Origin of the sequence: uncultured Castellaniella sp., assembly GCF_937988725.1 — a bacterium.
Lineage (GTDB): Bacteria > Pseudomonadota > Gammaproteobacteria > Burkholderiales > Burkholderiaceae_B > Castellaniella.
In genome coordinates this window covers 321,486-346,743 of the sequence record NZ_CALKHS010000004.1, presented here as the reverse complement: position 1 = coordinate 346,743, position 25,258 = coordinate 321,486, and the positions used below count along the sequence as shown (strand labels likewise).

General features: G+C 66.6%; 26 protein-coding genes. 8 read left to right on the top strand and 18 right to left on the bottom strand.

All coding sequences use genetic code 11. From position 1 onward, the window contains the following. Window positions 1-10: 10 nt before the first annotated feature. The 4 genes from Q0263_RS05125 to Q0263_RS05110 are packed head-to-tail and all read left to right on the top strand — an operon-like array spanning window position 11 to window position 3,280. The gene (locus tag Q0263_RS05125) at window positions 11-874 is read left to right on the top strand and encodes a branched-chain amino acid ABC transporter permease (protein WP_298013960.1); all 864 of its coding nucleotides are present in this window, start codon (window positions 11-13) and stop codon (window positions 872-874) included. Next, window positions 871-1,818 (top strand): branched-chain amino acid ABC transporter permease, encoded by a 948-nt coding sequence (locus Q0263_RS05120; RefSeq protein WP_298013958.1) that lies wholly within the window; start codon window positions 871-873, stop codon window positions 1,816-1,818. Before Q0263_RS05125 ends, Q0263_RS05120 begins: the two co-directional genes overlap by 4 nt. Further along, window positions 1,815-2,549: an ABC transporter ATP-binding protein gene (locus tag Q0263_RS05115; RefSeq protein WP_298013956.1), complete on the top strand. Its 735-nt coding sequence runs from the start codon at window positions 1,815-1,817 to the stop codon at window positions 2,547-2,549. The genes Q0263_RS05120 and Q0263_RS05115 overlap by 4 nt, the downstream gene beginning before the upstream one ends. Continuing rightward, window positions 2,546-3,280: an ABC transporter ATP-binding protein gene (locus Q0263_RS05110; protein WP_298013955.1), complete on the top strand. Its 735-nt coding sequence runs from the start codon at window positions 2,546-2,548 to the stop codon at window positions 3,278-3,280. Before Q0263_RS05115 ends, Q0263_RS05110 begins: the two co-directional genes overlap by 4 nt. Window positions 3,281-3,291: 11 nt before the next feature. Here Q0263_RS05110 and Q0263_RS05105 read toward each other — a convergent pair whose 3' ends face one another. Then, window positions 3,292-4,254 carry a CysB family HTH-type transcriptional regulator gene (locus Q0263_RS05105; protein ID WP_298013953.1) on the bottom strand — a complete coding sequence of 321 codons (963 nt, stop codon included), beginning with the start codon at window positions 4,252-4,254 and terminating at the stop codon, window positions 3,292-3,294. Window positions 4,255-4,416: 162 nt separating this feature from the next. Then, on the bottom strand, window positions 4,417-5,910 hold the full coding sequence (locus Q0263_RS05100) for a CoA-acylating methylmalonate-semialdehyde dehydrogenase (protein ID WP_298013951.1): 1,494 nt from the start codon (window positions 5,908-5,910) through the stop codon (window positions 4,417-4,419). Window positions 5,911-6,088: 178 nt separating this feature from the next. Here Q0263_RS05100 and Q0263_RS05095 point away from each other — a divergent pair, with 178 nt between their 5' ends. After that, entirely contained in the window at window positions 6,089-7,051 is a 963-nt protein-coding gene (locus Q0263_RS05095) for a LysR family transcriptional regulator (protein WP_298013948.1), read from the top strand. Window positions 7,052-7,067: 16 nt separating this feature from the next. On the opposite strand, the gene lptF is transcribed toward Q0263_RS05095, so the two are convergent. Then, on the bottom strand, window positions 7,068-8,189 hold the full coding sequence (lptF, locus tag Q0263_RS05090; protein ID WP_298013946.1) for an LPS export ABC transporter permease LptF: 1,122 nt from the start codon (window positions 8,187-8,189) through the stop codon (window positions 7,068-7,070). 100 nt (window positions 8,190-8,289) lie between these two features. Here lptF and Q0263_RS05085 point away from each other — a divergent pair, with 100 nt between their 5' ends. From Q0263_RS05085 to Q0263_RS05075, 3 genes are all read left to right on the top strand, one after another. After that, window positions 8,290-9,786, top strand: a complete 1,497-nt coding sequence (locus Q0263_RS05085) for a leucyl aminopeptidase (RefSeq protein ID WP_298013944.1) — start codon at window positions 8,290-8,292, stop codon at window positions 9,784-9,786. Further along, on the top strand, window positions 9,783-10,226 hold the full coding sequence (locus Q0263_RS05080) for a DNA polymerase III subunit chi (RefSeq protein ID WP_298013942.1): 444 nt from the start codon (window positions 9,783-9,785) through the stop codon (window positions 10,224-10,226). Before Q0263_RS05085 ends, Q0263_RS05080 begins: the two co-directional genes overlap by 4 nt. A gap of 110 nt (window positions 10,227-10,336) precedes the next feature. After that, on the top strand, window positions 10,337-11,038 hold the full coding sequence (locus tag Q0263_RS05075; RefSeq protein WP_298013940.1) for a Bax inhibitor-1/YccA family protein: 702 nt from the start codon (window positions 10,337-10,339) through the stop codon (window positions 11,036-11,038). Between the two features lie 81 nt (window positions 11,039-11,119). Here Q0263_RS05075 and rarD read toward each other — a convergent pair whose 3' ends face one another. From rarD to Q0263_RS05000, 15 genes are all read right to left on the bottom strand, one after another. After that, on the bottom strand, window positions 11,120-12,004 hold the full coding sequence (gene rarD, locus Q0263_RS05070) for an EamA family transporter RarD (protein ID WP_298013938.1): 885 nt from the start codon (window positions 12,002-12,004) through the stop codon (window positions 11,120-11,122). Between the two features lie 21 nt (window positions 12,005-12,025). Continuing rightward, a complete protein-coding gene (recO, locus tag Q0263_RS05065) occupies window positions 12,026-12,616 on the bottom strand; it encodes a DNA repair protein RecO (RefSeq protein ID WP_298013936.1) in 591 nt (196 codons plus the stop codon). Beyond that, window positions 12,609-13,541, bottom strand: a complete 933-nt coding sequence (gene era, locus Q0263_RS05060) for a GTPase Era (RefSeq protein WP_298013934.1) — start codon at window positions 13,539-13,541, stop codon at window positions 12,609-12,611. Before era ends, recO begins: the two co-directional genes overlap by 8 nt. Beyond that, a complete protein-coding gene (rnc, locus tag Q0263_RS05055; RefSeq protein WP_298013932.1) occupies window positions 13,538-14,293 on the bottom strand; it encodes a ribonuclease III in 756 nt (251 codons plus the stop codon). The genes era and rnc overlap by 4 nt, the downstream gene beginning before the upstream one ends. Next, window positions 14,293-15,180 carry a signal peptidase I gene (gene lepB, locus Q0263_RS05050; protein WP_298013930.1) on the bottom strand — a complete coding sequence of 296 codons (888 nt, stop codon included), beginning with the start codon at window positions 15,178-15,180 and terminating at the stop codon, window positions 14,293-14,295. Before lepB ends, rnc begins: the two co-directional genes overlap by 1 nt. A gap of 9 nt (window positions 15,181-15,189) precedes the next feature. Further along, entirely contained in the window at window positions 15,190-16,983 is a 1,794-nt protein-coding gene (gene lepA / locus Q0263_RS05045) for a translation elongation factor 4 (RefSeq protein WP_298013928.1), read from the bottom strand. Between the two features lie 153 nt (window positions 16,984-17,136). Beyond that, window positions 17,137-18,621, bottom strand: coding sequence for a DegQ family serine endoprotease (locus Q0263_RS05040; protein ID WP_298013927.1), 1,485 nt, complete (start codon window positions 18,619-18,621; stop codon window positions 17,137-17,139). Between the two features lie 23 nt (window positions 18,622-18,644). After that, entirely contained in the window at window positions 18,645-19,658 is a 1,014-nt protein-coding gene (locus tag Q0263_RS05035; RefSeq protein WP_298013926.1) for a MucB/RseB C-terminal domain-containing protein, read from the bottom strand. After that, complete coding sequence (locus Q0263_RS05030; protein ID WP_298013924.1) at window positions 19,658-20,164, bottom strand: sigma-E factor negative regulatory protein; 507 nt, start codon at window positions 20,162-20,164, stop codon at window positions 19,658-19,660. The genes Q0263_RS05035 and Q0263_RS05030 overlap by 1 nt, the downstream gene beginning before the upstream one ends. 9 nt (window positions 20,165-20,173) lie before the next feature. Then, complete coding sequence (gene rpoE, locus Q0263_RS05025) at window positions 20,174-20,773, bottom strand: RNA polymerase sigma factor RpoE (RefSeq protein WP_298013923.1); 600 nt, start codon at window positions 20,771-20,773, stop codon at window positions 20,174-20,176. 19 nt (window positions 20,774-20,792) lie between these two features. Beyond that, window positions 20,793-22,022: a beta-ketoacyl-ACP synthase II gene (gene fabF, locus Q0263_RS05020; protein ID WP_298013921.1), complete on the bottom strand. Its 1,230-nt coding sequence runs from the start codon at window positions 22,020-22,022 to the stop codon at window positions 20,793-20,795. Between the two features lie 140 nt (window positions 22,023-22,162). Next, complete coding sequence (gene acpP / locus Q0263_RS05015) at window positions 22,163-22,402, bottom strand: acyl carrier protein (RefSeq protein WP_043680887.1); 240 nt, start codon at window positions 22,400-22,402, stop codon at window positions 22,163-22,165. Window positions 22,403-22,587: 185 nt separating this feature from the next. Continuing rightward, on the bottom strand, window positions 22,588-23,328 hold the full coding sequence (gene fabG, locus Q0263_RS05010; RefSeq protein WP_298013914.1) for a 3-oxoacyl-ACP reductase FabG: 741 nt from the start codon (window positions 23,326-23,328) through the stop codon (window positions 22,588-22,590). A 1-nt stretch (window position 23,329) separates the two neighbouring features. After that, a complete protein-coding gene (fabD, locus tag Q0263_RS05005) occupies window positions 23,330-24,262 on the bottom strand; it encodes an ACP S-malonyltransferase (protein ID WP_298013912.1) in 933 nt (310 codons plus the stop codon). 11 nt (window positions 24,263-24,273) lie between these two features. Then, entirely contained in the window at window positions 24,274-25,248 is a 975-nt protein-coding gene (locus tag Q0263_RS05000; RefSeq protein WP_298013910.1) for a beta-ketoacyl-ACP synthase III, read from the bottom strand. Between the last annotated feature and the right edge of the window lie 10 nt (window positions 25,249-25,258).

The following is a 25,258-nucleotide window of genomic DNA, read 5'->3' as shown; positions in this document are numbered from 1 at the left end:
AGCACCCGCCTTGGACCTTCTGCTGCAAGTCCTCATCAACGGCATCCTGCAGGGCGGGCTGTACGCCATCGTGGCGCTCGGCCTGGCCCTGGTCTGGGGGGTGCTCAATATCGTCAACCTGTCGCATGGCGCCTTCATCATGCTGGGCGCCTACATTTCCTGGTACAGCTTCCAATGGCTGCACCTGGACCCTTTCCTGGGACTGCCGCTGACGGCGGTCCTGATGTTCTTCGTGGGCTACGCCGTCCAGCGCGGCATCCTGAACCTGATCGTGCGCTCGCCCATGTTCAACACGCTGCTGATCACCTTCGGCCTGGAAGTCGTGCTGACCTACCTCGCCCAGCTGGTGTTCTCCGCTGACTTCCGCACCATCAATCCTTCCTATTCCGGCCAGAACATCACCCTGGCGGGCCTCACCATCCCGCTGGTGCGGCTGGCGGCCTGCATCATGGCCATCGCCCTGACCCTGATCATGTGGTATTTCCTGCTGCGAACCCGGCTTGGCCGGGCCATCCGGGCCACGGCGCAGAACCTGTCCGCGGCGCGCTTGTATGGCGTCGAGCCGCGCCATCTTTACGCCGTCACCTTCGGCCTGGGCCTGGCGCTGGCCGGCGCGGCCGGCGGCCTGTACGGCACGGTCTCGCAGATCAACCCCTACATCGGCGCCACCCTGACGGCCAAATCCTTCGCCATCGCCATCATCGGCGGCCTGGACACGCCGCTGGGCGTGATCGCCGGCGGCCTGATCCTGGGCCTGATCGAGTCCCTGGCCACGCTGTATATCGGCCCCACCTACGCGGACGTCGCCAGCTTCGGCGTGCTGGTCCTGGTGCTGATCGTGCGGCCCACCGGCCTGCTGGGGAGAACCGCATGAAAACCTGGCGTCCCCTCCTGATCGTCGCGGCGCTGATCGCCCTGGCCCTGCTGCCCTGGTATGGTTCCGACACTCTGATCCAGTTCGGCATCAGCACCCTGCTGCTGGCCGTGCTGGCGCAGGGCTGGAACATCATCGGCGGCTACACCGGCTACCCGTCCTTCGGCAATTCCGTGTTCTACGGCCTGGGCGCCTACGGCGTGGGCATCGCCATGGTGCAGTGGCAGCTGCCCTTCGCCGTGGGCATGGCCTTCGGCGTGGCGCTGGCCGTGGTCTTCGCCCTGCTGCTGGGCATCCCGGTGCTGCGCCTGAAAGGCCATTATTTCGCTATCGCCACCCTGGCCCTGGCGCAGATCATGGCCGCCATCGTCTCCAACGTGCCCCTGGCCGGGCAGAACATCGGCCTGGTGCTGCCGCCGCTGAACGACGACCGCCTGTTCTACGAACTGTCGCTCATCCTGCTGGTGGCCGCCACCCTGACGGTCTGGTGGCTGACGCGCAGCCGTTTCGGCTTCGGCCTGATCGCCATCCGCGAGAACGAGGAAGGCGCCGTCGTCATGGGCGTGGACACCACGCGCTACAAGGTCCTGGCCTTCGCCCTGGCCGGGGTGTTCAGCGCCCTGGCCGGCGGCATCCAGGCCTACTGGATCACCTTCCTGGATCCGGGCAGCGCGTTCGACATCACGCTGAACGTCAAGATGATCATCATGGCGGTGTTCGGCGGCCCCGGCACGATCCTGGGGCCGATCGTCGGATCCTTCATCCTGTCGGCCATCTCCGAGCTGCTGTCCAGCGAAGTCACCAGCATCGCGGGCCTGTTCTTCGGCATCGTCATCGTCGTCGCCGTCGTGCTGATGCCGCGCGGGCTGGCCGACGTGGTGCGGCGCTTCCACCGCCTGGGATGGCGCTATTTCATCGACAACATCCGGACGAACCGCATATGAGCCCGATCCTGGAAGCCCGACAGCTCACGCGCCGTTTCTCGGGGCTGGTAGCGGTCCATGACGTCAGCTTTTCCCTGGCGCCCGGCGAAATACTGGGCTTCATCGGCCCCAACGGCGCGGGCAAGACCACGCTCATCAGCCTGCTCAGCGGCACGCTGAATCCCACCGAAGGCGAAGTCTGGTTCGACGGGCGGCGCATCGATCGCATGGCCGCCTTCCGGCGGGCGCGCCTGGGGATCGGGCGCACGTTCCAGATCATGCAGCCGTTTCCGGGTCTGTCGGTGCTGGACAATGTCGCCGTCGGCGCCCTGTTCGGGCGCGGCCGCGGCGAAGCGAAACTGGCCAGGGCCCGCGACAGCGCCCGCGAATGCCTGCAGTTCGTGGGCCTGGGCAAGCACGTGGACCAGCGGGCCGAAGACCTGGGCGGGCCGGACCGCAAGCGCCTGGAACTGGCCAAGGCCCTGGCCATGCAGCCGCGCGTGCTGCTGTGCGACGAAGTCATGGCCGGCCTGAACCTGGTGGAAATCGACGAAGTCATCGACATCATCCGCAAAGTGCGCGACACCGGCATCAGCATCATCGTCATCGAGCACGTGATCAAGGCCATCCGCAATCTGTCGGACCGCATCATGGTGCTGCACCACGGCGAAAAGATCGCCGACGGCGCGCCCGACAGCGTCCTGAGCGACCCGCGCGTGGTCGAAGCCTACCTGGGAAAGAAACGCACATGAGCTCCACCCCTTCGACACGCACGCCGCTGCTGCGGATCCACGATCTGTCGGCCGGCTACGGCCTGGTGCAGGTGCTGCACGACATCAACCTGGAAGTGCGCGAGGCCGAATTCCTGGCCCTGGTCGGCAGCAACGGCGCGGGCAAGACCACGCTGCTGCGGGTCCTGTCCGGCCTGCTGCCCAGCCAGTCGGGCCGCATCAGCTGGGCCGGCTCGGACATCCAGGGCAGCACGCCCGATCAGATCTTCCGCCAGGGGATCGTCCAGGTTCCGGAAGGCCGCCAGCTCTTTCCCCGCATGTCGGTGCAGGACAATCTGCTGATGGGCGCGTACCGGCGCTCGGACACGGCGGCCATCCGCGCCGATCTGGAACAGGTATACGCCCAGTTCCCGCGCATGGCCGAGCGGCGGCGCCAGCTGGCCGGCAGCATGTCGGGCGGCGAACAGCAGATGTGCGCCATGGCCCGCGCCCTGATGGCGCGCCCGCGGCTGCTGCTGGTGGATGAAATGAGTCTGGGCCTGGCGCCCATCATCGTCGACCAGCTGATGGACAGCCTGTCGGCCATCCGCGACCAGGGGGTCACGGTGCTGCTGGTCGAGCAGGACATCCACCTGGCCCTGGCGGCGGCCGACCGCGCCTACGTGCTGGAAACCGGCAACATCGTGCAGGAAGGCCCGGCCCGCGAGCTGATCGAGGATCCGGAACTGAAGCGCGCCTATCTGGGCGTGTAGCGCCCCGCCGCTCAGGCGACTTCGCGCACGACCGGAGCCGGCTGGGAGATGGCCTCGGACACCCGGTCCCGGGTCAGTTCCGAGGCCAGCATCTCCATCAGCACGTACACGTAATCGCGCAGGAAGACGCCGCGCTTGATGGCGACGCTGGTGGTGTGCTTGCCGAACAGATGGCCCGCCGGCAGCCCCACCAGGCCTTTGTCGCGTCGCGGGTCGAAGGCCACGCCGGCGATGATGCCGATGCCCAGGCCGATGTCCGCGTATGTCTTGACCACGTCGGCGTCGATGGCTTCCAGCACGATGTCGGGCGTGATGCCCGCCTGCTCGAAGGCGGCGTCGATGGCGCGGCGCCCCGAGAAAGCCCGGTCGTAGGTGACGATGGGGTACTGGGCCAGATGTTCCAGCGACAGGTTGCGGGCCGCGCTGGACGTCAGGCTGGTCAGGGGGTGGTCGGGCGGCACCACCAGCGTGTGTTCCCACGAATATACCGGCAGGGCCACCAGGCCCGGCGTATCGGCCAGGGTCTCGGTGGCGATGGCCAGATCGGCCTGCTCGTGCAGCACCAGACGGGCCAGGTGTTCGGGATTGCCCTCGGCCAGCGAGACGTGCACCTTCGGGAACTGCGCCCGGAAGGCCGGAATCACGCGCGGCAGCAGATAGCGGGCCTGTGTGTGCGTGCAGGCGATCACCAGGGCGCCTTCGTCGCGCTGGGCGAATTCATCGCTGACTTTCTTCAGATTGTCCACTTCGCGCATGATGCGGTCGATGACCGTGGACACGGCCTGCCCCGGCTTGGTCAGGCCCTTCAGGCGCTTTCCATGGCGTTCGAAGATCTTGATGCCCAGCTCGTCCTCGAATTCGATGATGGCCTTCGACACCCCAGGCTGCGAGGTATACAGCGCCCGGGCGGCTTCAGTCAGATTGAAGTTGCGGCGGATGGTTTCGCGGACAAAACGGAATTGCTGAAGGTTCATATGCCATGGCCCTATAGGAAAAGCCATTATATGGAATATGAAACGCCTTTTATATGATTTTTTGTTATTTGTTTAGTCTGCGGAGCAGAGACGCCGCAGGGCGCCGGACGGTCCTGGAACCGCGCCGGCGCCCTGCTTTTCACATCCGGCGATCCGCCGGCCTCACCGCATGGCGATGGTGGTGTTCACATCCGTGGGATGCGCCTGCCAGCGGGCCGTGATGGTCTTGGTCTGCGTCCAGAAATAGATGGACTGGCGGCCGTTGGGACCCAGGTCGCCGAGCTTCGATGCGCGCGAGCCCGTGAAGCTGAACCAGGCCACCGGCACCGGGATGGGGATGTTGATGCCCACTTGGCCGACGTCGATGTTGTTCTGGAAATACCGGGCATGCCCGCCATCCTGTGTGAAGATCGACGTGCCGTTGCCGTTGGGGTTGGCGTTGACGAACTCGACGGCTTCTTCCAGGGTGTCGACCAGGACCACGGACAGCACCGGCCCGAAGATCTCCTCTTCGTAGATGCTCATGCCGGCCTTGACCTTGCTGAACACGGTGGGGCCGACGAAATTGCCCTGCTCGTAGCCCGGGACCTTGATCCCGCGCCCGTCGAGCACCAGTTCGGCGCCTTCGTCCACGCCCTTCTGGATGAAGCCTTCGACCCGCTTCTTGGCGGCGGGCGAAATCAGGGGGCCCAGGTCCGCCTGGCGGTCGGTGCCGATGTTGACCTTCAGCTTCCTGGCCCGCTCGACGAAGTCCGGCAGCCATTTCTGCGCCTCGCCGACCAGCACCAGCACGGAAATCGCCATGCAGCGTTCGCCGGCGGCGCCGAAGGCGGCGCCCAGCATGGAATTCAGGGCGGCCTCGCGATCGGCATCGGGCATGATGATGCTGTGATTCTTGGCCCCCATCATGGCCTGGCAGCGTTTGCCGGCATTGGACGAGCGGCGGTAGATTTCCGTGCCCACCCGCGTGGAGCCGATGAAGGACACGGCCTTGATGTCCGGGTGGTCGCACAGGGTGTTGGCCACGTCCGGGCCGCCGTGCACGACGTTCAGCACCCCCGGGGGCAGGCCGGCTTCCAGGGCCAGCTGCGCCACCATCAGCGAGGCGGTCGGGTCCTGTTCGGACGGCTTGTAGACGAAGGTATTGCCCATGGTGACGGCGATCGGGAACATCCAGCAGGGCAGCATCACCGGGAAATTGAAGGCCGTGATGCCGGCGCAGACGCCCAGCGGCTGCAGGATGTTGTAGACGTCGATGCCGGTGGCGGCGTTTTCGGCGTAATCGCCCAGCTGCAGCACATTGGCCGAGACCGCGTGTTCCACGCCTTCGAGCCCGCGGGCGACCTCGCCCTCGGCGTCGGGGATGGTCTTGCCGTGTTCGCGGGACAGGACTTCCGCGATCTTGCCGGTGTTCTCCCGCAGCAGGCGGGCCAGGTCGGTCATGATCTGACGGCGCTTGGCCTGGCTGACGTTGCGCCAGGTCTTGAACGCTTCCTTCGAATTGGCGATGGCGCGTTCGACCTCGGCCGGCGTGGCGAAAGGCACCCGCGCCACCACTTCCTGGGTGGCCGGATTGATGATGTCCCGCCATTCCTTGGTTTCGGACTGGACCAGTTTCCCGTCGATCAGTAACGGGACGCGTGGAATATCGCTCATGCAAGTCTCCTTGTTGAAATCGGGTGGATTCCTGTGGACGGGCTGCCCGCGCCCTGTTCGGTCGATCCGAAGAGGACACTCGCGGCGCGCCGCCTCATGTCATGCCCCAGTGTAGTTGTGTAAAAAACTTATTACCATGAAAATATTTGCACATTGGTTGACGATATTTGCACAAGCCATGAGCGACTGGGATGCCATCCGCTACTTTCTGGAAGTCGCCCGCACGCAGCGGGCCAGCGCCGCCGCCCAGCGGCTGGGGGTGCGGCACAGCACCGTCACGCGGCGCATCCGGAGCCTGGAACTGGACCTGGGCATCACGCTGTTCGAGAAATCCCGCGCCAGCGGCTTCACCCTGACGGAAGAAGGCCAGCGTTTCTTCGCCTACGCCGAACAGGTGGAAAGCGCCCTGCTCGCCGCCCGCGAGGCCCTGTCGGGAGCCGCCCAGGGGCCTTCCGGCCACCTGCGCATCGGCTCGACCGAAGGCTTCGGCAGCACCATCCTGACGCCGCTGATGATCGACTTCCAGCGCCGCCATCCCGGCATGACCCTGGACATCATGCCGGTGCCGCGCTACATCAGCCTGTCCAAGCGCGAGGCCGACATCGCCATCGCCCTGGAACGCCCCCAGCGCGGCCCCTATCTGTGCACCAAGCTCGGGGACTACGTCCTGCAGCTGTACGGCACGCGGGAATACCTGGATCGCCAGCCGCCCATCCGCCACCGGCACGACCTGGAACGGCACCGCTTCATCGGTTACGTGGACGAACTGCTGTTCAGCGACCGCCTGCGCTATCTGGACGACCTGGCGCCGGCGGCGAACGTCGTGTTCCGCAGCACCAGCGTGCTGGCCCAGTACCAGGCGGCCCTGGGCGGCCAGGCCCTGGCGATCCTGCCGTGCTTCCTGGCGGCGCAGGACACGCGTCTGGCGCCGGTCCTGCCGCACGACATCCACGTCACCCGCAGCTTCTGGATGTACTGCCACGAAGACCTGCGCCAGACGCGGCGCGTCATGGCCCTATGGGACTATCTGAAGCATGCCATCGACCTGAACCGCGAACTGCTGCAAGGCGGCAGCCGCACCCTGCGCACGCCCGCCGAGGACTGGGCGCCATCCTACGGGACGGACGCGCCCGCGGCATGAAGCGCCCCGCGCCGGATCAGCCGGCGGCGGGCGCCGCCGCCCGGCCGCGCGGCCTGGGCATGCGGATGCGCCGCCACAGCAGCCCCAGCCCCAGGGCCAGGAACAGGCCATGGACCAGCCAGACCCCCAGCCCGAACGACAGCACCCCGTTGCTGATCCAGCCGCGCGACAGATTGATCAGGTTCATGTAGAGCAGCGCCAGCAGCCCGGCGAGCAGCAGGTCGCCGGAACGCCCCAGGCGCGGATTGACCGCGCCCAGCGGCAGAGCGATCAGCGCCAGATTCAGCACGGCGATCGGCAGGGCCAGGCGCCACATCAGCTGGGACAGGGATTCGTTATCCCCGCGCACCAGCAGATCCAGCGTCGGGCGCGCCTTGATTTCCTGCAGCGCCTTCTGGCGGGCGGCTTCCAGCGCCCCGGGATCCGTGCGGCTTTCGATCCGCACGCCATACCGCTGGAAATCCAGCAGCCGCAATTCGGGAGTGCCCGGCTTCAGGTCATAGCGGTGTCCCGGCCCCAGCACCAGGAAGCGGTCGCCGTTGGCCTCCGTGCGGATGGCGGCGCTGTCTGCGGTGACGACGCTCAGCCAGTCGGGTTCGATGATGCGCGCCACGACGCGGCCCAGTTCGTCCTCGGGACGCGAGGGCGACTCGGCGAAGAACACCCGCTGCCCGTCGTCGGTCTCGATGAACTGGCCCGCCGTGACCTTGGACAGATCGGACCGCTGCTCGAAGCGCTGGCGGTATTCGGCGATCTGCCCGTACGCCCAGGGCGATGCCGACAGCGTCAGCACCGCCACCACGGCGGCGACCGGCAAGGCGAACATCATGACCGGACGCAGCCAGTCGGCCAGCGACAGGCCGCTGGCGAACCAGACGGGCATTTCCGATTCACGGTAGCTGCGCGTGATGGTCGTCAGCACCGCCACGAACAGGGCCACCGACAGAATGACCGGCAATGCCGTGATGCTGGAAAAGGCCGCCAGCCCCAGCACGACGTTGGCGCCGATGTCGCCATTGGCGGCTTCGCCCAGCAGACGCACGATCAGCACGCTGAGCCAGACCACCAATAAAGTGGAGAACACGATGCCGGCATGGCTGGTGATCTCGGAAAAGACGGCGCGCTTGAACAATGACATGGGAAAATGCGGAATAATGAACCATCAATCCTGAACAAAGGCGGTGGTCGGCAGACTGGCCGCACACACCCCGAAAGCTGCTGGATCAAAGGAAAGACGAATGGAATTTAGCACAAGCACCGCGACCTCTCTGCACACATTGAAAGCCCAGGCGCTGGCCATCGGCGTTTTCCAGGACGGCATCCTGAGCCCCGCCGCCGACGCGCTGGACCAGGCATCCGGCGGTGCGATCCGCGCCGTCGTCCAGTCGGAATTCGATGCCGCCCCCGGCAGCTGCCTGACCTTGCACGCGCCGGCCGGCATCACCGCCGACCGGGTCATTCTACTCGGCCTGGGCCGCCAGGACAGCCTGACGGCGGCCATCCTGGCCAAGGCGCACCAGGCATTCGCGGGCTACTGCGTGAGCGCGGGCGTCGGCACGGCGGTCTCCACGCTGTGCGCCCTGAACGCCGGCGACGCATCCCCGACGGACTGCGCGCGCACGGCGGCCCGCCTGGTCGCCGCAGCGACCTACCGCTACGATCAGACATTCAGCCGGGCCAAGCCCGCCGTCAAGCTGCGCAGCTTCACCCTGCACCTGCCCCGGTCCAAGGCCGCCCAGGCCAAGACCGGCCTGGAACAAGGCGCGGCCATCGGCGCCGGCGTCAACCTGGCCCGCCTGCTGGGCGACCTGCCGCCCAATGTCTGCACCCCCACCTACCTGGGCCAGACCGCCCGGGGCCTGGCCAAGCAGTTCAAGACCCTGAAGGCCGAAGTCCTGGACCGGAAGAAGATCGAAGCCCTGAAGATGGGTTCCTTCCTGTCCGTGGCGAAGGGATCGGTCGAACCGCCGGCCTTCATCGTGCTGCGCCACACGCCCAGCAAGCCCGCGGCCCGCAAGGCCGCCCCGATCGTGCTGGTCGGCAAGGGCATCACGTTCGATGCCGGCGGAATCTCCCTGAAGCCCGGTCCGGCCATGGACGAAATGAAGTTCGACATGTGCGGCGCGGCCAGCGTCCTGGGCACGATGCGCGCCGTGGCCGAACTCGACCTGCCGCGCGAAGTCATCGGCATCGTGCCCAGCTGCGAGAACCTGCCCAGCGGCTCGGCCGTCAAGCCGGGCGACATCATCACCAGCATGTCGGGCCAGACCATCGAGGTCCTGAACACCGACGCCGAAGGCCGCCTGATCCTGTGCGACGCCCTGACCTACGCCGAACGCTTCAAGCCGGCCGCCGTCGTCGACGTGGCCACCCTGACCGGCGCCTGCGTCATCGCCCTGGGCCACGTCAACAGCGGCCTGTTCACCCAGGACGACGTCCTGGCCGGCGAACTGCTGGCGGCGAGCCGCCAGGCCCAGGACCCCGCCTGGCGCATGCCCCTGGAAGACGCCTACCAGGATCAGCTGAAATCGAACTTCGCCGACATGGCCAACATCGGCGGACGCCCGGCCGGAGCCATCACCGCCGCCTGCTTCCTGTCGCGCTTCACCGGCAAATACCGCTGGGCGCACCTGGACATCGCCGGCACCGCCTGGCTGGAAGGCAAGCAGAAAGGCGCCACCGGCCGCCCGGTGCCCCTGCTGACGCAGTATCTGCTGGGGCAATGCGGCGCATGAGCCGCGTGGATTTCGCCTATGGCGCCGCCCACCGCCTGCGGGCGGCCTGCCGCACCACGGCCCGCCATGTGCAGGCGGGCCACCGCCTGCTGGTCTACTGCACCGATCCCCGGCGCCTGCGGCGCTTCGACGGGCTGCTCTGGGATTTCGACCCCGCCAGCTTCATCCCCCACGCCTACGCGCACGACCCCCTGGCGGACCAGGCCGACGTCATCCTGGTGGCCGATGCCCAGGCCCTGGCGGCGGCGCCGGCCACCGGCTGGCTGCTGAACCTGGATCTCGCCTGCCCGCCGGATGCCGGCCAGTTCGCCCGCATCCTGGAAATCGTGTCCGGGCACGAAGCCGACCGGGAAGCCGCCCGCAGCCGCTGGGCGCAGTACCGGGACGCGGGCCACGACGTGCGAGGTCATCAGCTGTCGGCGGGAACTTGGGAATCCTGAACCGGTCCAAGCCATGACGATCTGGACGATTTCGTTCAGCTTAATGTAAGATTACTGCATCAACCATGCTATCAGCGTTAGACTGATCAGACGCACGACAGGAAACCACCATGTCCGACTTTCGCAATACCCTACCTCGCGCCGGCGCCTATGACGCGTCGGTCACGGCGCGCAACCGCGTGCTGCGCAACACCTACTGGCTGCTGGCGCTGTCCCTGATCCCCACCGTGCTGGGCGCGGCCGTCGGCCTGCATTTCGGCACGGGCCAGGCCATGGCCGCCAACCCCGGCATCAGCACCCTGGTCTTCCTGGTCGGGGCCTTCGGCCTGATGTTCATGATCGAACGCAACAAGAACTCCTCGCTGGGCGTGGCCCTGCTGCTGGGCTTCACGTTCTTCATGGGGGTGATGCTGTCCAACCTGCTCAGCTTCGTCCTGGGCATGGGCAACGGCGCGCAGCTGATCATGCTGGCCTTCGGCGGCACGGCGGCCGTGTTCGGCGCCATGGCCACGGTGGCCACCACCACCAAGCGCGACTTCACCCACCTGCAGAAATTCCTGTTCGTGGGCGTGGTGCTGCTGATCGTGGCCATGGTGGCCAACATCTTCCTGCAGATCCCGGCCCTGATGCTGACCCTGTCGGTGCTGGCCATCGGCATCTTTTCCGCCTTCCTGCTGGTCGACCTGCAGCGCGTGGTCCAGGGCGGCGAAACGAACTACATCAGCGCCACGCTGGCGGTCTACCTGGACCTGTACAACATCTTCACCAACCTGCTGATGCTGCTGGGCGTCCTGGGCGGCAACCGCGACTGATCCCCGGTCCCGGCGACGGACACCATGGCGGGCCTTTCGGCCCGCCATTTTTTTGCCTTGGAGACGCACGACAAGCAGGCGTCAGCCTGCGCCGCGCGGGGGCAGCTTCTTCACGCCCTCGGCGGCGATCAGGAGGACGGCCAGCCAGATCGGCCCGTAGGTCAGCCACTGGGCCGGAGCCACCGGCTCGCCCATCAGCAGGAACGCCACCCAGAACAGCAGCACCGGCTCCACGTAGCTGAGCAGGCCGAACAGACCCATGGGCAGCAGCCGGCTGGCCGCCAGATACATGGACAGCGAGACGGCGCTCAGCAGCCCCAGCAACGGCACCTGCAGCAGCAGGCGCGGATGGGCCTGGAAAATGCGGGCGGCTTCGGTCGCCTGGGACTGCAAGACCAGGATCGCGACGGGCAGCAGGAACAGCATGTCGAACCACAGGCTGCTCAGCGCATCCACCTGCAGGCGGCGCCGCAGCATGAAATACGGCGGATAGCCCAGCGCCACCAGGGCGGTCGCCCACGACACCGTCCCCAGCCGCCACCATTCGTGGCCGACTCCCAGCAGCGCGAACGCCACCGCCCAGGCCTGCCAACGGCTGAGCCGCTCGCCATAGACCAGCCGGCCGGCCAGCACCATCACCAGCGGCAGCAGGAAATACCCCATGGACACGTCCAGGGCATAGCCGTGCAGGGGCGCCCAGACGAACAGCCAGAGCTGGACCCCCAGGAGCACGGAACACAAGGCCATCGCCGCCAGGAACCGGCCGTGCGAGAACCGCCGGGCCGTGGCGCGCAAGGCGCCCCAGCCCCGCGCCCGATGGACCACCAGGGCCATCATCGGCAGACCCATCAGGATGCGCCAGGCGAACACGATGTCGCCATCGAAGGGCTGCATCAGCGTCGCATAGAAATACATGGTGGCGAACAGGGCCGAGGAAGCGACCGACAGGACGATGCCATGCTTCATGGGGACGGTTCCGAAAAAGAGTCAGTAGCGCTGCAGATCCATCAGCACCTGGCGCGTGCGCAAAGGCGCTTCCAGCAACAGGTCCAGACGTTCCCGCAGGGCCTGGCGCAGGCCCGGCTCAGCGCCCGCGTCGGCGAAATCGGGCATGGGTTCGTCCACGCCGTAGCCCGCCTGTTCCAGCAGCAGCCATTCGAAGCGCCGCAGGGCGCCGGCATGCGAACGGGCCTGGGGATCGGCCAGGGCGTCCAGCGCCGCTTCGTAGGCGTCATAGACGCCGGGATGCGGGTCTTCGCGGGCCAGCAGGCGCAGGACCAATTCGTTCAGATACCAGGCCGACATCATGGCCCGGCCGTTCAGAAGGCGCACGGGACCGGATTCCGCGCGCGTCAGGGTATGGACTTCGGCCGACCCCGACCACGACAGCCACAGCGGCTGGAACGCGACCAGCACCGGCCGCAGCGCGGAATACGGGCGCTTGGCGCCTTTCGCCGCCAGCGCGACGCAGCCGTGGTCTCGGGTGAAGCACTGGACGATCAGCGAGGTTTCCCGCCATGGGCTGGCATGCAGCACATAGCCTTGCGCATCCTGGATGCGCAAGCCGCGTCTAGTCATATCCCAGTTCCCGCAGGGTGGCCTCGCGTCCGGACCAGCCCTTGCGGGTCTTGACGTAGACGTCGAGGAACACCGGCTTGTCGAGCAGCTTGACCATGTCCTGGCGGGCTTCGGTGGCGATGCGCTTCATGTGCTGCCCCCCCGACCCCAGCAGGATCGGCCGGTGGCTGTCGCGCTCGATGACGACGCAGGCGGAGACCCGCGCCCCGCTGTCATCCTCTTCCCACTGCTCGATCACCACGGTGCAGCCATAGGGGAGCTCGTCGCCCACCAGGCGGAAGATCTTTTCCCGGATCAGCTCGGCCGCCAGGAAGCGGACCGGCCGGTCGGTGAAGGTGTCGGCGTCGAAAAGGTGTTCGCCTTCGGGCAGGTACTGGGCGATCTCGCCCACCAGCACGTCCAGCTGCACCGAACGCGCGGCGCTGACGGGCACGACCGCCGCGTAGGGGAATTCCTGGCTCAGGCGCGCCACGTAGGCGAACAGGGCGTTCTTGTCCTTCAGAGCGTCGATCTTGTTGACGGCCAGGATCACGGGCCGCTGGCGGGGCAGCAGCGGCACCACGGCCGCGTCGCCCGCCGACCACTTGCCGGCCTCGACGACGTGCACCACGACGTCGACCTCGGCCAGCGCCTGGGTGACGACCCGGTTCATCATGCGGTTCATGGTCCCGCCGTGGCGGGTCTGGAAACCGGGGGTGTCGACGAAGACGAACTGGTCCGCATCCCGGGTCAGCACCCCGTGGATGCGGTGGCGGGTGGTCTGCGCCTTGCGCGACACGATGGACAATTTGGCGCCGATCAGGGCGTTGCCCAGCGTCGACTTGCCGACGTTGGGCCGCCCCACCAGGGCGACGAAGCCGCAGCGGCTGGGCGGTCCGCCGGCGGCGCCCGCGTCGGGCGATGGATTCAGGGCGTCATCATTCATGTCTTTTCCTGGGAAACCGCCACCGGAAGGGACAGCTGGGCGGATTTGCGGTGGCGGCGCCCCGAGCGGCGCGCCGGCCCCAGCGCCTCCACCGCCGCGATGACCTGGCCCGCGGCGGCCTGTTCAGCCGCCCGCCGGCTGCTGCCCGAGGCCTGGACCTGGATGTCGAGCTGCGCCACCGAGCACACCACGTCGAAGGTCTGATTATGCGCCGCCCCCCGGGTGGAGACGACCTCGTAGTGCGGCAGGTCCAGCCCGCGCCCCTGCATGATCTCCTGCAGCAGGGTCTTGGGGTCCTTGCCGAACGTGCGCACGTCGATGTGCGACAGGATGGGGCGGTACAGCCGTTCGATGACCCGGCTGACCTGATCATACCCGCCGTCGAGCAGCAGGGCGCCGAAAATGGCTTCGAGGGCGTCGGCCAGGATGGACGGGCGCCGGAAGCCGCCGCTCTTCAGCTCGCCCTCGCCCAGGCGCAGATAGGTGGACAGGGACAGCTTCTGCGCGATGTCGGCCAGGGCCGACTGCTTGACCAGGTTCGCCCGCACGCGCGACAGGTCGCCTTCGTCCATTTCCGCGTGCTCGGTGAACAGCAGCGCCGAGACGACGAAATTCAGCACCGAGTCCCCCAGGAACTCCAGGCGCTCGTTGTGCGGCATGCCGTGGCTGCGGTGCGTCAGGGCCTGCTCCAGCAGAGCCTGATCACGGTAGCGGTAATCCAGCGCCGCCTGCAGCGCGTCGAGCCCGGCCATCAGCGGAACCCGCCGATCCGGCTGGGCGAACTGAAATTCATCCAGACGAAGAACGCCCGCCCGACGATGTTGCGATCGGGCACGAAGCCCCAGTAGCGGCTGTCCAGGCTGTTGTCGCGATTATCGCCCATCATGAAGTAATGGCCGGCCGGCACCGTGCAGCGCACGCCGCCATCCTGGTAGGCACAGGCCTTGAAATCCGGAAAGCGCGTGATCGGCATGAAATCCTGGGGCGCGTTGACGTTCAGCAGGATGCGGTGCGAGACCTGCCCCAGCTGTTCGCGGTATTGGCCCACGTACACGGCGCGGTCGGGCTCGAAATAATCGCCGTCGCGCTCGCGCCGCACCTGCTGCCCGTTGATGAACAGGGTCTTGTCGCGGTATTCGATGACGTCGCCCGGCACCCCCACCACGCGCTTGATGTAGTCCACGGACGGATCCACCGGGTAGCGGAACACCACCACGTCGCCCCGGCTGGGCGAGCCGACGTCGATGATCTTGCGGTCGATGACCGGCAGGCGGATGCCGTACTGGAATTTGTTCACCAGGATCAGGTCGCCGTTTTCCAGCGTCGGCAGCATGGAGCCCGACGGGATGCGGAAGGGTTCGACCACGAAGGACCGCAGCACGAACACGAACAGGATCACCGGAAAGAAGCTGACGCAGTATTCGATCCACCACGGGGCCTGGAAGGCGCGTTCATAGGCCTGCTGGCATTCAGCCTGCAGGGCGGCCGGGTCCAGGCCGGCCGCGTTGTTGCGGCAGGCCTGGGCGGCGGCCTCGGCCCGTTCCCGGCGCCGGCCGCGCAAACGGACCCGGTCGAGCAGCCAGACCAGTCCGGTCACGACCAGGGCGACAAACAGCAGCAATGCAAAATCCCAGCTCATGGGTGATCCTTACTTGTCCTCGACCTGCAGGACGGCCAGGAAGGCTTCCTGCGGGATTTCCACGTTTCCGACCTGCTTCATGCGTTTCTTGCCGGCTTTCTGTTTTTCCAGCAGCTTCTTTTTACGCGTGATGTCGCCGCCATAGCACTTCGCCAGCACGTTCTTGCGCAGCGCCTTGACGTTTTCCCGCGCCACGACCTCCGCCCCGATGGCCGCCTGGATGGCGATGTCGAACATCTGGCGGGGAATCAGGCCGCGCATCCGGGTGACGACGTCCCGGCCGCGATGCCGCGCGTTGGCGCGGTGCACGATCATCGACAGGGCGTCGACCCGGTCGCCGTTGATCAGCAGGTCCACGCGCACCACGTCCGCCACCCGGTATTCCTTGAATTCATAATCCATGGAGGCATAGCCGCGCGATACGGACTTCAGGCGGTCGAAGAAATCCAGGACGATTTCGGCCAGGGGGATTTCGTAGCTGAGGTGCACCTGGCGGCCGTGGTAGCTCATGTTCAGCTGCACGCCGCGCTTGGACGTGCACAGCGACATCACCGGCCCCACGTATTCCTGCGGCATGAACAGCGTCACCGTCATGATGGGTTCGCGGATTTCCTGGATGTGGCCGACTTCGGGCATGCGGGCGGGGCTGTCGACCATCAGCAGCGTGCCGTCGCGGTGCAGGACTTCGTACACCACCGACGGCGCGGTGGTGATGATGTCCATGTCGAATTCGCGTTCCAGGCGCTCCTGCACGATGTCCATGTGCAGCAGGCCAAGGAAGCCGCAGCGAAAGCCGAAGCCCAGCGCCTGGGAGACTTCCGGCTCGAACATCAGGGACGAATCGTTGAGCTTGAGTTTTTCCAGGGAATCGCGCAACTGGTCGTATTCGCTGGATTCCACCGGATAGACGCCCGCGAACACCTGCGGCTTGACTTCCTTGAAGCCGGGCAGCGGGCCGGCGGCGGGCTTGCCCGCCAGCGTGACGGTGTCGCCGACCTTGGCGTGTTCGAGTTCCTTGATGCCGGCGATGATGAAGCCGACCTCGCCGGCCGACAGGACGTCCCGAGGCTGGGACTTGGGGGTGAACACCCCCAGCTGTTCGCACAGGTGCGTGGCGCCGGTGGCCATCAGCAGGATCTTGTCTTTCGGGCGCAGCACCCCGTTGACGATGCGCACCAGCATCACCACGCCCACGTAATTGTCGAACCAGGAATCGATGATCAGGGCCTGCAGGGGGGCGGCGGGGTCGCCCTTGGGCGGCGGCACGCGCGCCACGACGGCTTCCAGGATCTCGTCGATGCCCAGGCCCGTTTTCGCGCTGGCCTGGATGGCGTCGGTGGCGTCGATGCCGATGACGTCCTCGATTTCGGCGGCGGCGGCGTCCGGATCGGCGGACGGCAGGTCCATTTTGTTCAGGACCGGCAGGACCTCGACGCCGAGTTCGATGGCGGTATAGCAGTTGGCCACCGTCTGGGCTTCGACCCCCTGGGTGGAATCGACCACCAGCAAGGCGCCTTCGCACGCCGACAGGGAACGGCTGACTTCATAGGAAAAGTCCACGTGGCCCGGCGTGTCGATCAAGTTCAGGGCATAGACGCGGCCATCGGCGGCGGTATAGCGCAAGGCGGCCGTCTGCGCCTTGATGGTGATGCCGCGCTCGCGTTCGATGTCCATGGAATCCAGCACCTGCGCCGCCATCTCGCGGTCCTGAAGACCGCCGCAGCGCTGGATCAGGCGGTCGGCCAGGGTCGATTTGCCATGATCGATGTGCGCGATGATGGAGAAGTTGCGAATGTGGTCCATAGACTGCGTGCGGAAATCGGGAAGGTCGGAAAGGATGGAGGAAGGCGAACCGGTATGCCGTCAAGAAAAGGGGGCGCCGCAAGGCGCCCCCTTCCGTACAGGCGGTATTTTAGCTTTTTCCCGCCGGGGAATCCCCTGGTGCCCTGTTCAAGGTCATTGCAGCTTGATGATCACCCACTGGGATTGCTGGTCCCGGCTGACCAGCAGCACGACCGGCTTGGACTTGTCCAGGCCCTTGACGGCCTTTTCATACTGCGCCGGGCTGCTGACGTCGGTGTTATTGACCCGCAGGATGATGTCGCCCGCTTCGATCCCTACATCCGCCGCCGGACCTTCGGACTGGCTGACCAGCACCCCCTGGTCCAGGCCCGAATCCGCCGGCAGGGCCTTGACGCTGAGCCCCAGGCGGTCGGTGCCGTCATTGGGAGGCGCTTCCGGGCTGGACGCCGCGGCCGCCTTCTGGTCCAGTTCCGCGACCTTGGCCTTCAGGTCCAGCGACTTGCCCTTGCGCCAGACCTGGATCGTGGCCTCGGTGCCCGGCTTGGTCGCCCCGACCAGGCGCGGCAGGTCCGTCATGTGCTTGATGGCATGGCCGTCGAAGGCCGTGATCACGTCGCCGGCATGCACGCCCGCCTTGGCGGCCGGGCCGTCGGGCTCGACGCTGCTGACCAGGGCGCCCTGCGACGTTTCCAGCCCCAGGGCCTTGGCGACGTCGTCCTGGACTTCCGTGATCTGCACCCCGATACGGCCGCGCGTGACCTTGCCGTGCGCCTTGAGCTGATCCACCACCCGCATCACCTCATCGATCGGGATGGCCAGGGAAATCCCCATGAAGCCGCCGCTGCGCGAGATGATCTGGGAATTGATCCCCACCACCTGGCCCTGCAGGTTGATCAGCGGACCGCCGGAATTGCCCGGGTTCACCGCCACGTCGGTCTGGATGAAGGGCAGATAGTCCCCGGTGTCCCGGTTGATGGCGCTGACGATGCCGGCCGTCACGGTCGAATCCAGGCCGAACGGCGAACCGATGGCCAGCACCCACTGGCCTTTCTTCAGCTTGTCGGAATCCCCGATCGCCAGGGGCTTGAGCCCGGTGGCGTCGATCTTCAGCAGGGCGATGTCGGTGCGGGCGTCCGTGCCGACGACCTTGGCCTTGTATTCCTTGCCATTGGTCATGGTGACGAAGATGCCATTGGAATTATCCACGACGTGGTTGTTCGTCAGGACGTAGCCATCGCTGGACAGGATGAAGCCGGACCCGATCCCGCGCGGCACGGTGCGTTCCTTGGGCGTCGGCTGGTCGGGCTGGGCATGCGGCCGCTGGGGCTGCTGCTGGGGCCCGTATCCGGGCGGCATGAAATCCGGCCCGAAGAACCACCGGAACAGGTCGGAGGGATCCCCGCCGCCGGGCCCGGTGGGCGAGCGGCGCACGGGGACGGCTTCGGTCGTGCGGATGTTGACGACGGAACCCTCGGTTTCAGAGACGATCTGCGTGAAATCCGGCAGCGCCGCCGATGTCGACACGGCCGGTCCGGCCTGGGCGACGCTCATGGGCGCCGCCGAGATCAGCAGCAGGCCGGCCGCGGCGCCGGCAAGGGCCCGCTTCACACCCGGCGCTCGGGGCAATTGGAAAGCCATGGAGTTCTCCTTGGAAGAATGATTTAGCGGGCCGCCTGCGGCACATATTGCACGGCACGGGCCAGATCGCGAACCGTCTGGGCGGGTGCTTCGCCAACGGCAGTCAACCAATAGGACGCCAGACGCATCCGATAGATGTTGACTGCACCTTGCCGCAGGTCTCCCTGTCTGATGTTTTGATCGCGTTTCGGGTCAAAGGTTTCAATAAACACCGAAATGGCGGCCAGGCCGTCGGAAACCACGAGCTGGTTCACGGCATGGCCCGGCCCGATCTGGCGCGAGAGTTCCGCCACGGGCTGGAAACCGGGCGGCAGCGTGAAGCGCCAGCCCTGGGCCTGCAGGTCCGTGGGTTCGCTGGATTCCGTGATCAGCTGCCAGCTTCGAGTGTCCCAGTGCGTCGTCAGGGACGCGGGCTGCACGTCGGCGCCCACGCGGATGCTGCTGAACGCGACCTGGTCCACCAGATGTCCGGTAGCATCCAGCGTCTGGGATTTCAGGAGCAGATGCGTCTTGGCGTCGGTGCAGATGCGATAGCTGTAGCGCAGGTGGTCGCGCGCCTTGAGTTCGGACATCGCGCATTCCCGCCCGGCGATCCGGTAGACGCGGGACGAGGCGCGCCATTCATAGTGCGTGGCGATGGCCTGGGCGTTGCCCAGCAGCAGGCCCGGGAAATGGTCGCTGCGCGCGGGTTGGATGATCACGACCTTGTGGTCCGGCCTCAGGCATTGCTCGACGCCGTTCTGGCGCAGGCATTCGCGGGGGGCGCCGTCCAGCACTTCCAGGCGCTCGCGTTCGCCGGTGCCGTCGACCAGGTGCACCAGCCGGGACGCCTGCAGAATGTGCCCCTGCTGATAGACGTAGATCCCCGAATAATCCAGCGACCGGGCGGCTTGCTGGACCTGTTGCAAAAAAGCCAGGGCGTCGCTGCCGGCCGCAGCCGCGGACTGGGCAGCCCCGGCGCCCGAGCACAGCATCAGGCCCGCCAGCAGGCCGCAGGCCCAGCGGGCAGACCGGGCGCCGCCCCGCTGCGTCATCATCAGCGGGACCCCATGCTGTCATAGGACACCTGGCGCACCGGGCCCGCGCCGGCCATGTCCTGGTGCGCCGCCATGTAATCCGCCAGAGTGGGATCATTGGCGTCCGATTCGGCGGCCTGGGCCAGCACCGGCCGGGCGGCCGGCGCGGCATCCGGCTCGGCCAGGAACGGTTTGGCCATCCAGACCACCGACGCCACGGCCGCCGCCACCGCCAGGCCGGACAGGCCGAAGCGCCAGGCGTGATGCCGCGCCAGCGGCGCCGGCGCGACGATGGCGGGTTCGGCGTCCAGGGCGGCCGACACCCGGGCATAGAAACGTTCGGACGGCTGAATGGCCAGGTCCTGGCTGCGCATGACGTCGCCGATCAGGTGATAGGTATCCCAGATCTGCCGGCCGTAGGGGCTGTCGAGTTCCTCGGCCCGCAGATCGGCTTCGCCGTCCACCCAGGACGACACCGAGGCTTCCCATTCATGGCCTGCGACGTCCGGTTCATGCTTGATATTCATGAGGGCTCCTTACCAGCGGCGCGCCGGGTCATGTTCCATGACCGGCCGCAGGCGGCTGGCGATGGCCTCCCGCGCCCGGAAGATCCGGGAACGGACCGTCCCGATCGGGCACTGCATGGTGCTGGCAATATCTTCATAACTCATCCCTTCGATCTCCCGCAACACGATCGCCGTCCGCAGGTCTTCCGGCAGCGCCTCGATCGCCTCGTTCACCGTCTGGGCGATCTGGCGGCTGGCCATCATCGATTCGGGCGTACTCTGATCACTTAGGCCATCGATCTGGTCAAAAGTTTCACCCTCTTCGTTTTCCAGTACGGATACGGTGGTCGGCCGGCGGAAATTGGCGGCCTGCCAGTTGCGGGCCGTGTTGATGGCGATGCGATACAGCCAGGTGTAGAAGGCGCTGTCGCCCCGGAATTGCGGCAAGGCGCGGTAGGCCTTGACGAACGCTTCCTGGGCGACGTCCTCGATGTCGGCGGGATCGTGAATCATGCGCGACAGCAGGCGCATGATCTTGCGCTGGTATTTGATCACCAGCAGGTCGAAGGCATGCCGGTCGCCGCGCCGCACGCGTTCGACCAGCGCGAGGTCGACCTCGCGCTCGCTCATGCCGGGCCTCCGACGAAGGTCAGATACGCCTCACGATCATGGAACCGTTGGTGCCGCCAAACCCGAAGGAATTGGACAAGGCGACGTCGATTTTCATATCGCGAGCCTGGTTGGCACAGTAATCCAGGTCGCATTCCGGGTCCTGGTTGAACAGATTGATAGTCGGGGGCGAGATCTGGCGGTAGACCGCCAGGGTCGTGAAGACCGCCTCGATCCCGCCGGCGGCCCCCAGCAGGTGGCCCGTCATGGACTTGGTGGAATTGACGACCAGCTTGCGCGCGTGATCCCCGAAGGCCAGTTTCAGGGCCTCGGTCTCGTTCTTGTCGCCCAGCGGGGTGGACGTGCCGTGCGCATTGACGTAGCTGATTTCATCCGCGTTCACGCCGCTGTTGCGCAGGGCATGCAGGATGCCCCGGCGCGGACCGTCCTGGTCGGGACTGGTGATGTGATGCGCGTCGGAACTCATGCCGAAGCCCAGGAATTCGCCGTAGATGCGGGCGCCCCGGCGCTTGGCGTGTTCGTATTCTTCCAGCACCAGCACCCCGGCGCCCTCGCCCAGGACGAAGCCGTCGCGGTCGCGATCCCAGGGACGCGAGGCCGTGGCGGGATCGTCGTTGCGGGTGGACAGGGCGCGCATGGCGGCAAAGCCCCCCATGCCCAGCGGCGAGACTGAGCTTTCCGCGCCGCCGGCGACCATCACGTCGGCATCGCCGTATTCGATCAGGCGGGCCGCGTCGCCGATGGAGTGCAGGCCGGTGGTGCAGGCCGAGACCACCGCGTAGCTGGGGCCCTTCAGGCCCAGCATGATGGACAGCTGGCCCGAAATCAGGTTGATCAGGGAAGCCGGCACGAAAAACGGCGAGATCCGCCGCGCGCCGCGCTGCAGGAATTCGATCTGGGTTTCCTCGATGCGCGGCAGGCCGCCGATGCCCGAACCGATGATGGTGCCGATGCGGTCGGCGTTTTCTTCCGTGATTTCAAGGCCGGAATCGCGCCATGCCTGGATGCCGGCCGCCACGCCATAATGGATGAAGTGATCCATCTGCTTGGCTTCCTTGGCGCCCATGTAGTCCGTGACTTCGAAGCCCTTGACCTCGCCCGCAATCTGGCTGTTGAGCACGGAGGCGTCGAATCGCGTCACCCGCCCGATACCGGAGCGGCCATGGATGAGGTTGTCCCAGGCGGTATCGACATCATTTCCCACAGGCGACACGATGCCCAATCCGGTTATGACGACTCGTCGTTTCACATACGGCTCCTGAAAAGAAAAAGGCAGTTCATGGCAGATCATCAGGTCGGACATGCAGACCTGCCTGCCCGATGATCACCCGTCACGAACTGCCATGGCCCGGACGCGGCGGACTGCGCCTGCGTCGGGTCGGAATGGGATTACTGTTTGCTATGCGAGGTGATGTAATCGACCGCCTGCTGCACCGTCGTGATTTTCTCGGCTTCCTCGTCGGGGATTTCCGTTTCGAATTCGTCTTCGAGGGCCATCACGAGCTCGACCATATCGAGCGAATCGGCACCGAGGTCGTCAAGGAAGGAAGATTCGTTTTTGATCTCGGCTTCGTTGACGCCGAGCTGTTCAGCGACGATCTTCTTGACGCGCTGTTCGATGCTTTCCATGCATATCTCCAGTTAGGAAAAATCCCGCGAATTATAGCCAAACGAGGACAGCTGGGCTGCGGGTCTTAGTCAAAAAAAAGCAGCTCGGGACCAGACGAAACGCACTGGACGATTGAAGCACCGAGACTTGCCTACTGAGTTTGAACGGATTTTACCTTAGACGGGTATCGTCCGTTCTCTTTACCCTACATGTACATACCACCATTGACGTGCAAGGTCGTGCCTGTTACGTAGCCGGCCTGCGGGCTGGCCAGATAAGCGACAGCGCTCGCGATTTCCGCGGCGGAGCCCAGGCGTCCCAAGGGGATCTGCTGCAGGATCGCCGCCGTCTGGGTCTCGTTGAGCGCCCGCGTCATGTCCGTGTCGATGAAGCCGGGCGCCACGCAATTGACCGTGATGCCGCGGCTGCCGAGTTCCTGGGCCAGCGCGCGCGACATGCCGGCCACGCCGGCCTTGGCCGCCGCGTAGTTCGCCTGCCCCGGGTTGCCGCTGTAGCCGACCACCGAAGTGATGTTGACGATGCGACCCCAGCGGGCCTTCATCATGGTCTTGGCCACGCCGCGCGACAGGCGGAACACGGCCGACAGATTGGTGTTCAGCACGGCGGCCCAGTCTTCGTCCTTCATGCGCAGGATCAGCCCGTCGCGGGTGATGCCGGCATTGTTGACCAGAATGTGGGGTCCGCCCTGCCCTGCCAGTTCCGCCAGCAGCGCATCGCAGCCCGCGGCGTCGTCGACGTTCAGGACCACGCCCCGACCGCCCTGGGCAGCCAGGGCTTCGGTGATGCCGTCCGCCCCGGCCTGCGAGGTGGCGGTGCCCACCACCGTGGCGCCGGCGGCGGCGAGTTCCAGGGCGACCGCGCGGCCGATGCCGCGCGAAGCGCCGGTAACCAGGGCGATCTTGCCCGTCAGGATGGGTTCTGCCATATCAGCCTCTCAAGGCGTCCAGCGTCTGCTGCAGCGATGCCGGATCGGTAATGTTGAAGGTTGTCAGATCGCGATCGATGCGCTTGACCAGGCCGGTCAGGACCTTGCCCGGACCGCATTCGACCAGATGGGTGACGCCGTCGCGCTTCATCGCCTGGATCGTTTCCACCCAGCGCACCGGATGCCAGGCCTGGCGCACCAGCGCATCGCGGATGGCGGCGGGATCGGCCGGCCGGGCCACATCCACATTATTGATCAGGGGAACGGCGGGCGCACGCACGGCGATCCCGGCCAGGGCCTGTTCGAGCACGACCGCGGCCGGTTTCAACAGGCGGGAATGGAAAGGCGCGGACACCGGCAGCGTGACGGCGCGCTTGGCGCCCGCCGCCTTGGCCAGTTCGCAGGCGCGTTCCACCGCGGCCGCATGGCCGGCGATCACGACCTGGGCCGGCGCGTTGTAATTGACGGCCTCGACGATCTGGTCGCCGCAGGCCTGGGCGCAGGCCTGGCGCACGGCGTCGTCGTCCAGCCCCAGGATGGCGGCCATGCCGCCCTCGCCCACGGGAACCGCCGACTGCATGGCCTGGGCGCGGACGCGCACGGTACGCACGGCGTCGCCCAGGTCCAGGGCGCCGGCGGCCACCAGCGCGGAGTATTCCCCCAGGCTGTGTCCGGCCACGACGGCCGGCGCGGCGCCGCCCGCCTGCTGCCAGGCGCGATACATGGCGACCGAGCACAGCAGCATGGCGGGCTGGGTGTTGGCGGTCAGGTTCAGGGATTCGGCGGGCCCCCGGGCGATCAGGCCCGTCAGGTCTTCGCCCAGGGCCTCATCGCCCTCGCGCAGGACGGCCTGCACGCCGGCATGGTCGGCCCAGGCGTCCATCATGCCGACGGTCTGGGAACCCTGGCCCGGAAATACGAATGCGATCTTCATGTGCGTGCGCCTTACAGTCGGACGAGGACGGAGCCCCAGGTAAAGCCGCCGCCGACGCCTTGCAGCAGCGCCAGCTGCCCGGCGTGGATGCGGCCGTCGCGCCAGGCCACGTCGAAGGCCAGCGGCACGCTGGCCGCCGAGGTATTGGCGTGCTTGTCGAGCGTGACGATGAGTTTTTCTTCGGGAAGGCCGAGCTTGCGGCTGATGAAATTGAGGATGCGGACGTTGGCCTGGTGCGGCACCATCCAGTCCAGGTCGGACAATTCGACGCCGGCCTCTTCGCAGACTTCGCGCGCCGAATGCGTCAGGGAATTGACCGCCAGCTTGAACACAGCCTGGCCGTCCATGCGCAGGAAGGGGTCGCCCGTGACCTGGCCGCCGACGACGTTGCCCGCCGCGCAGAGGATGTGCTGCTGGCGGCCGTCGGCATTGAGCTTGGCCGCGAGGATGCCGGGTTCGTCGGCAGCGCTGAGCACCATGGCCCCCGCTCCGTCGCCGAACAGCACGCAGGTGCGGCGGTCGTTCCAGTCGAGGATGCTCGAAAAGACTTCGGCGCCGATCACCAGGGCATGGCGGGCGCGGCCGGCGCGGATCATCGCATCGGCGGTCGCCAGGGCGTAGACGAAGCCGCTGCACACGGCCTGCACGTCGAAGGCGGCGGCGCCGCCGACGCCCAGATTGGCCTGCACGAGACAGGCCGTGCTGGGGAAGATGAAATCGGGCGTGGAGGTCGCCACGATGATCAGGTCCAGTTCGCCGGCCTGCACGCCGGCGTTTTCCAGCGCGGCGCGCGCGGCTTCCGTGGCCAGGGTGCTGGTCTTGGTGCCGGGATCGGCGATATGGCGCTGGCGGATGCCGGTGCGTTCCACGATCCAGGCGTCGGACGTTTCGACGCCTCGCGTGGCCAGGTCGGCAGCCAGATCATCGTTGGTGACGACACGGGGGGGCAGATAGCCGCCCGTTCCGGTAATCCTGGCGTAAGGCATATCGATTCCG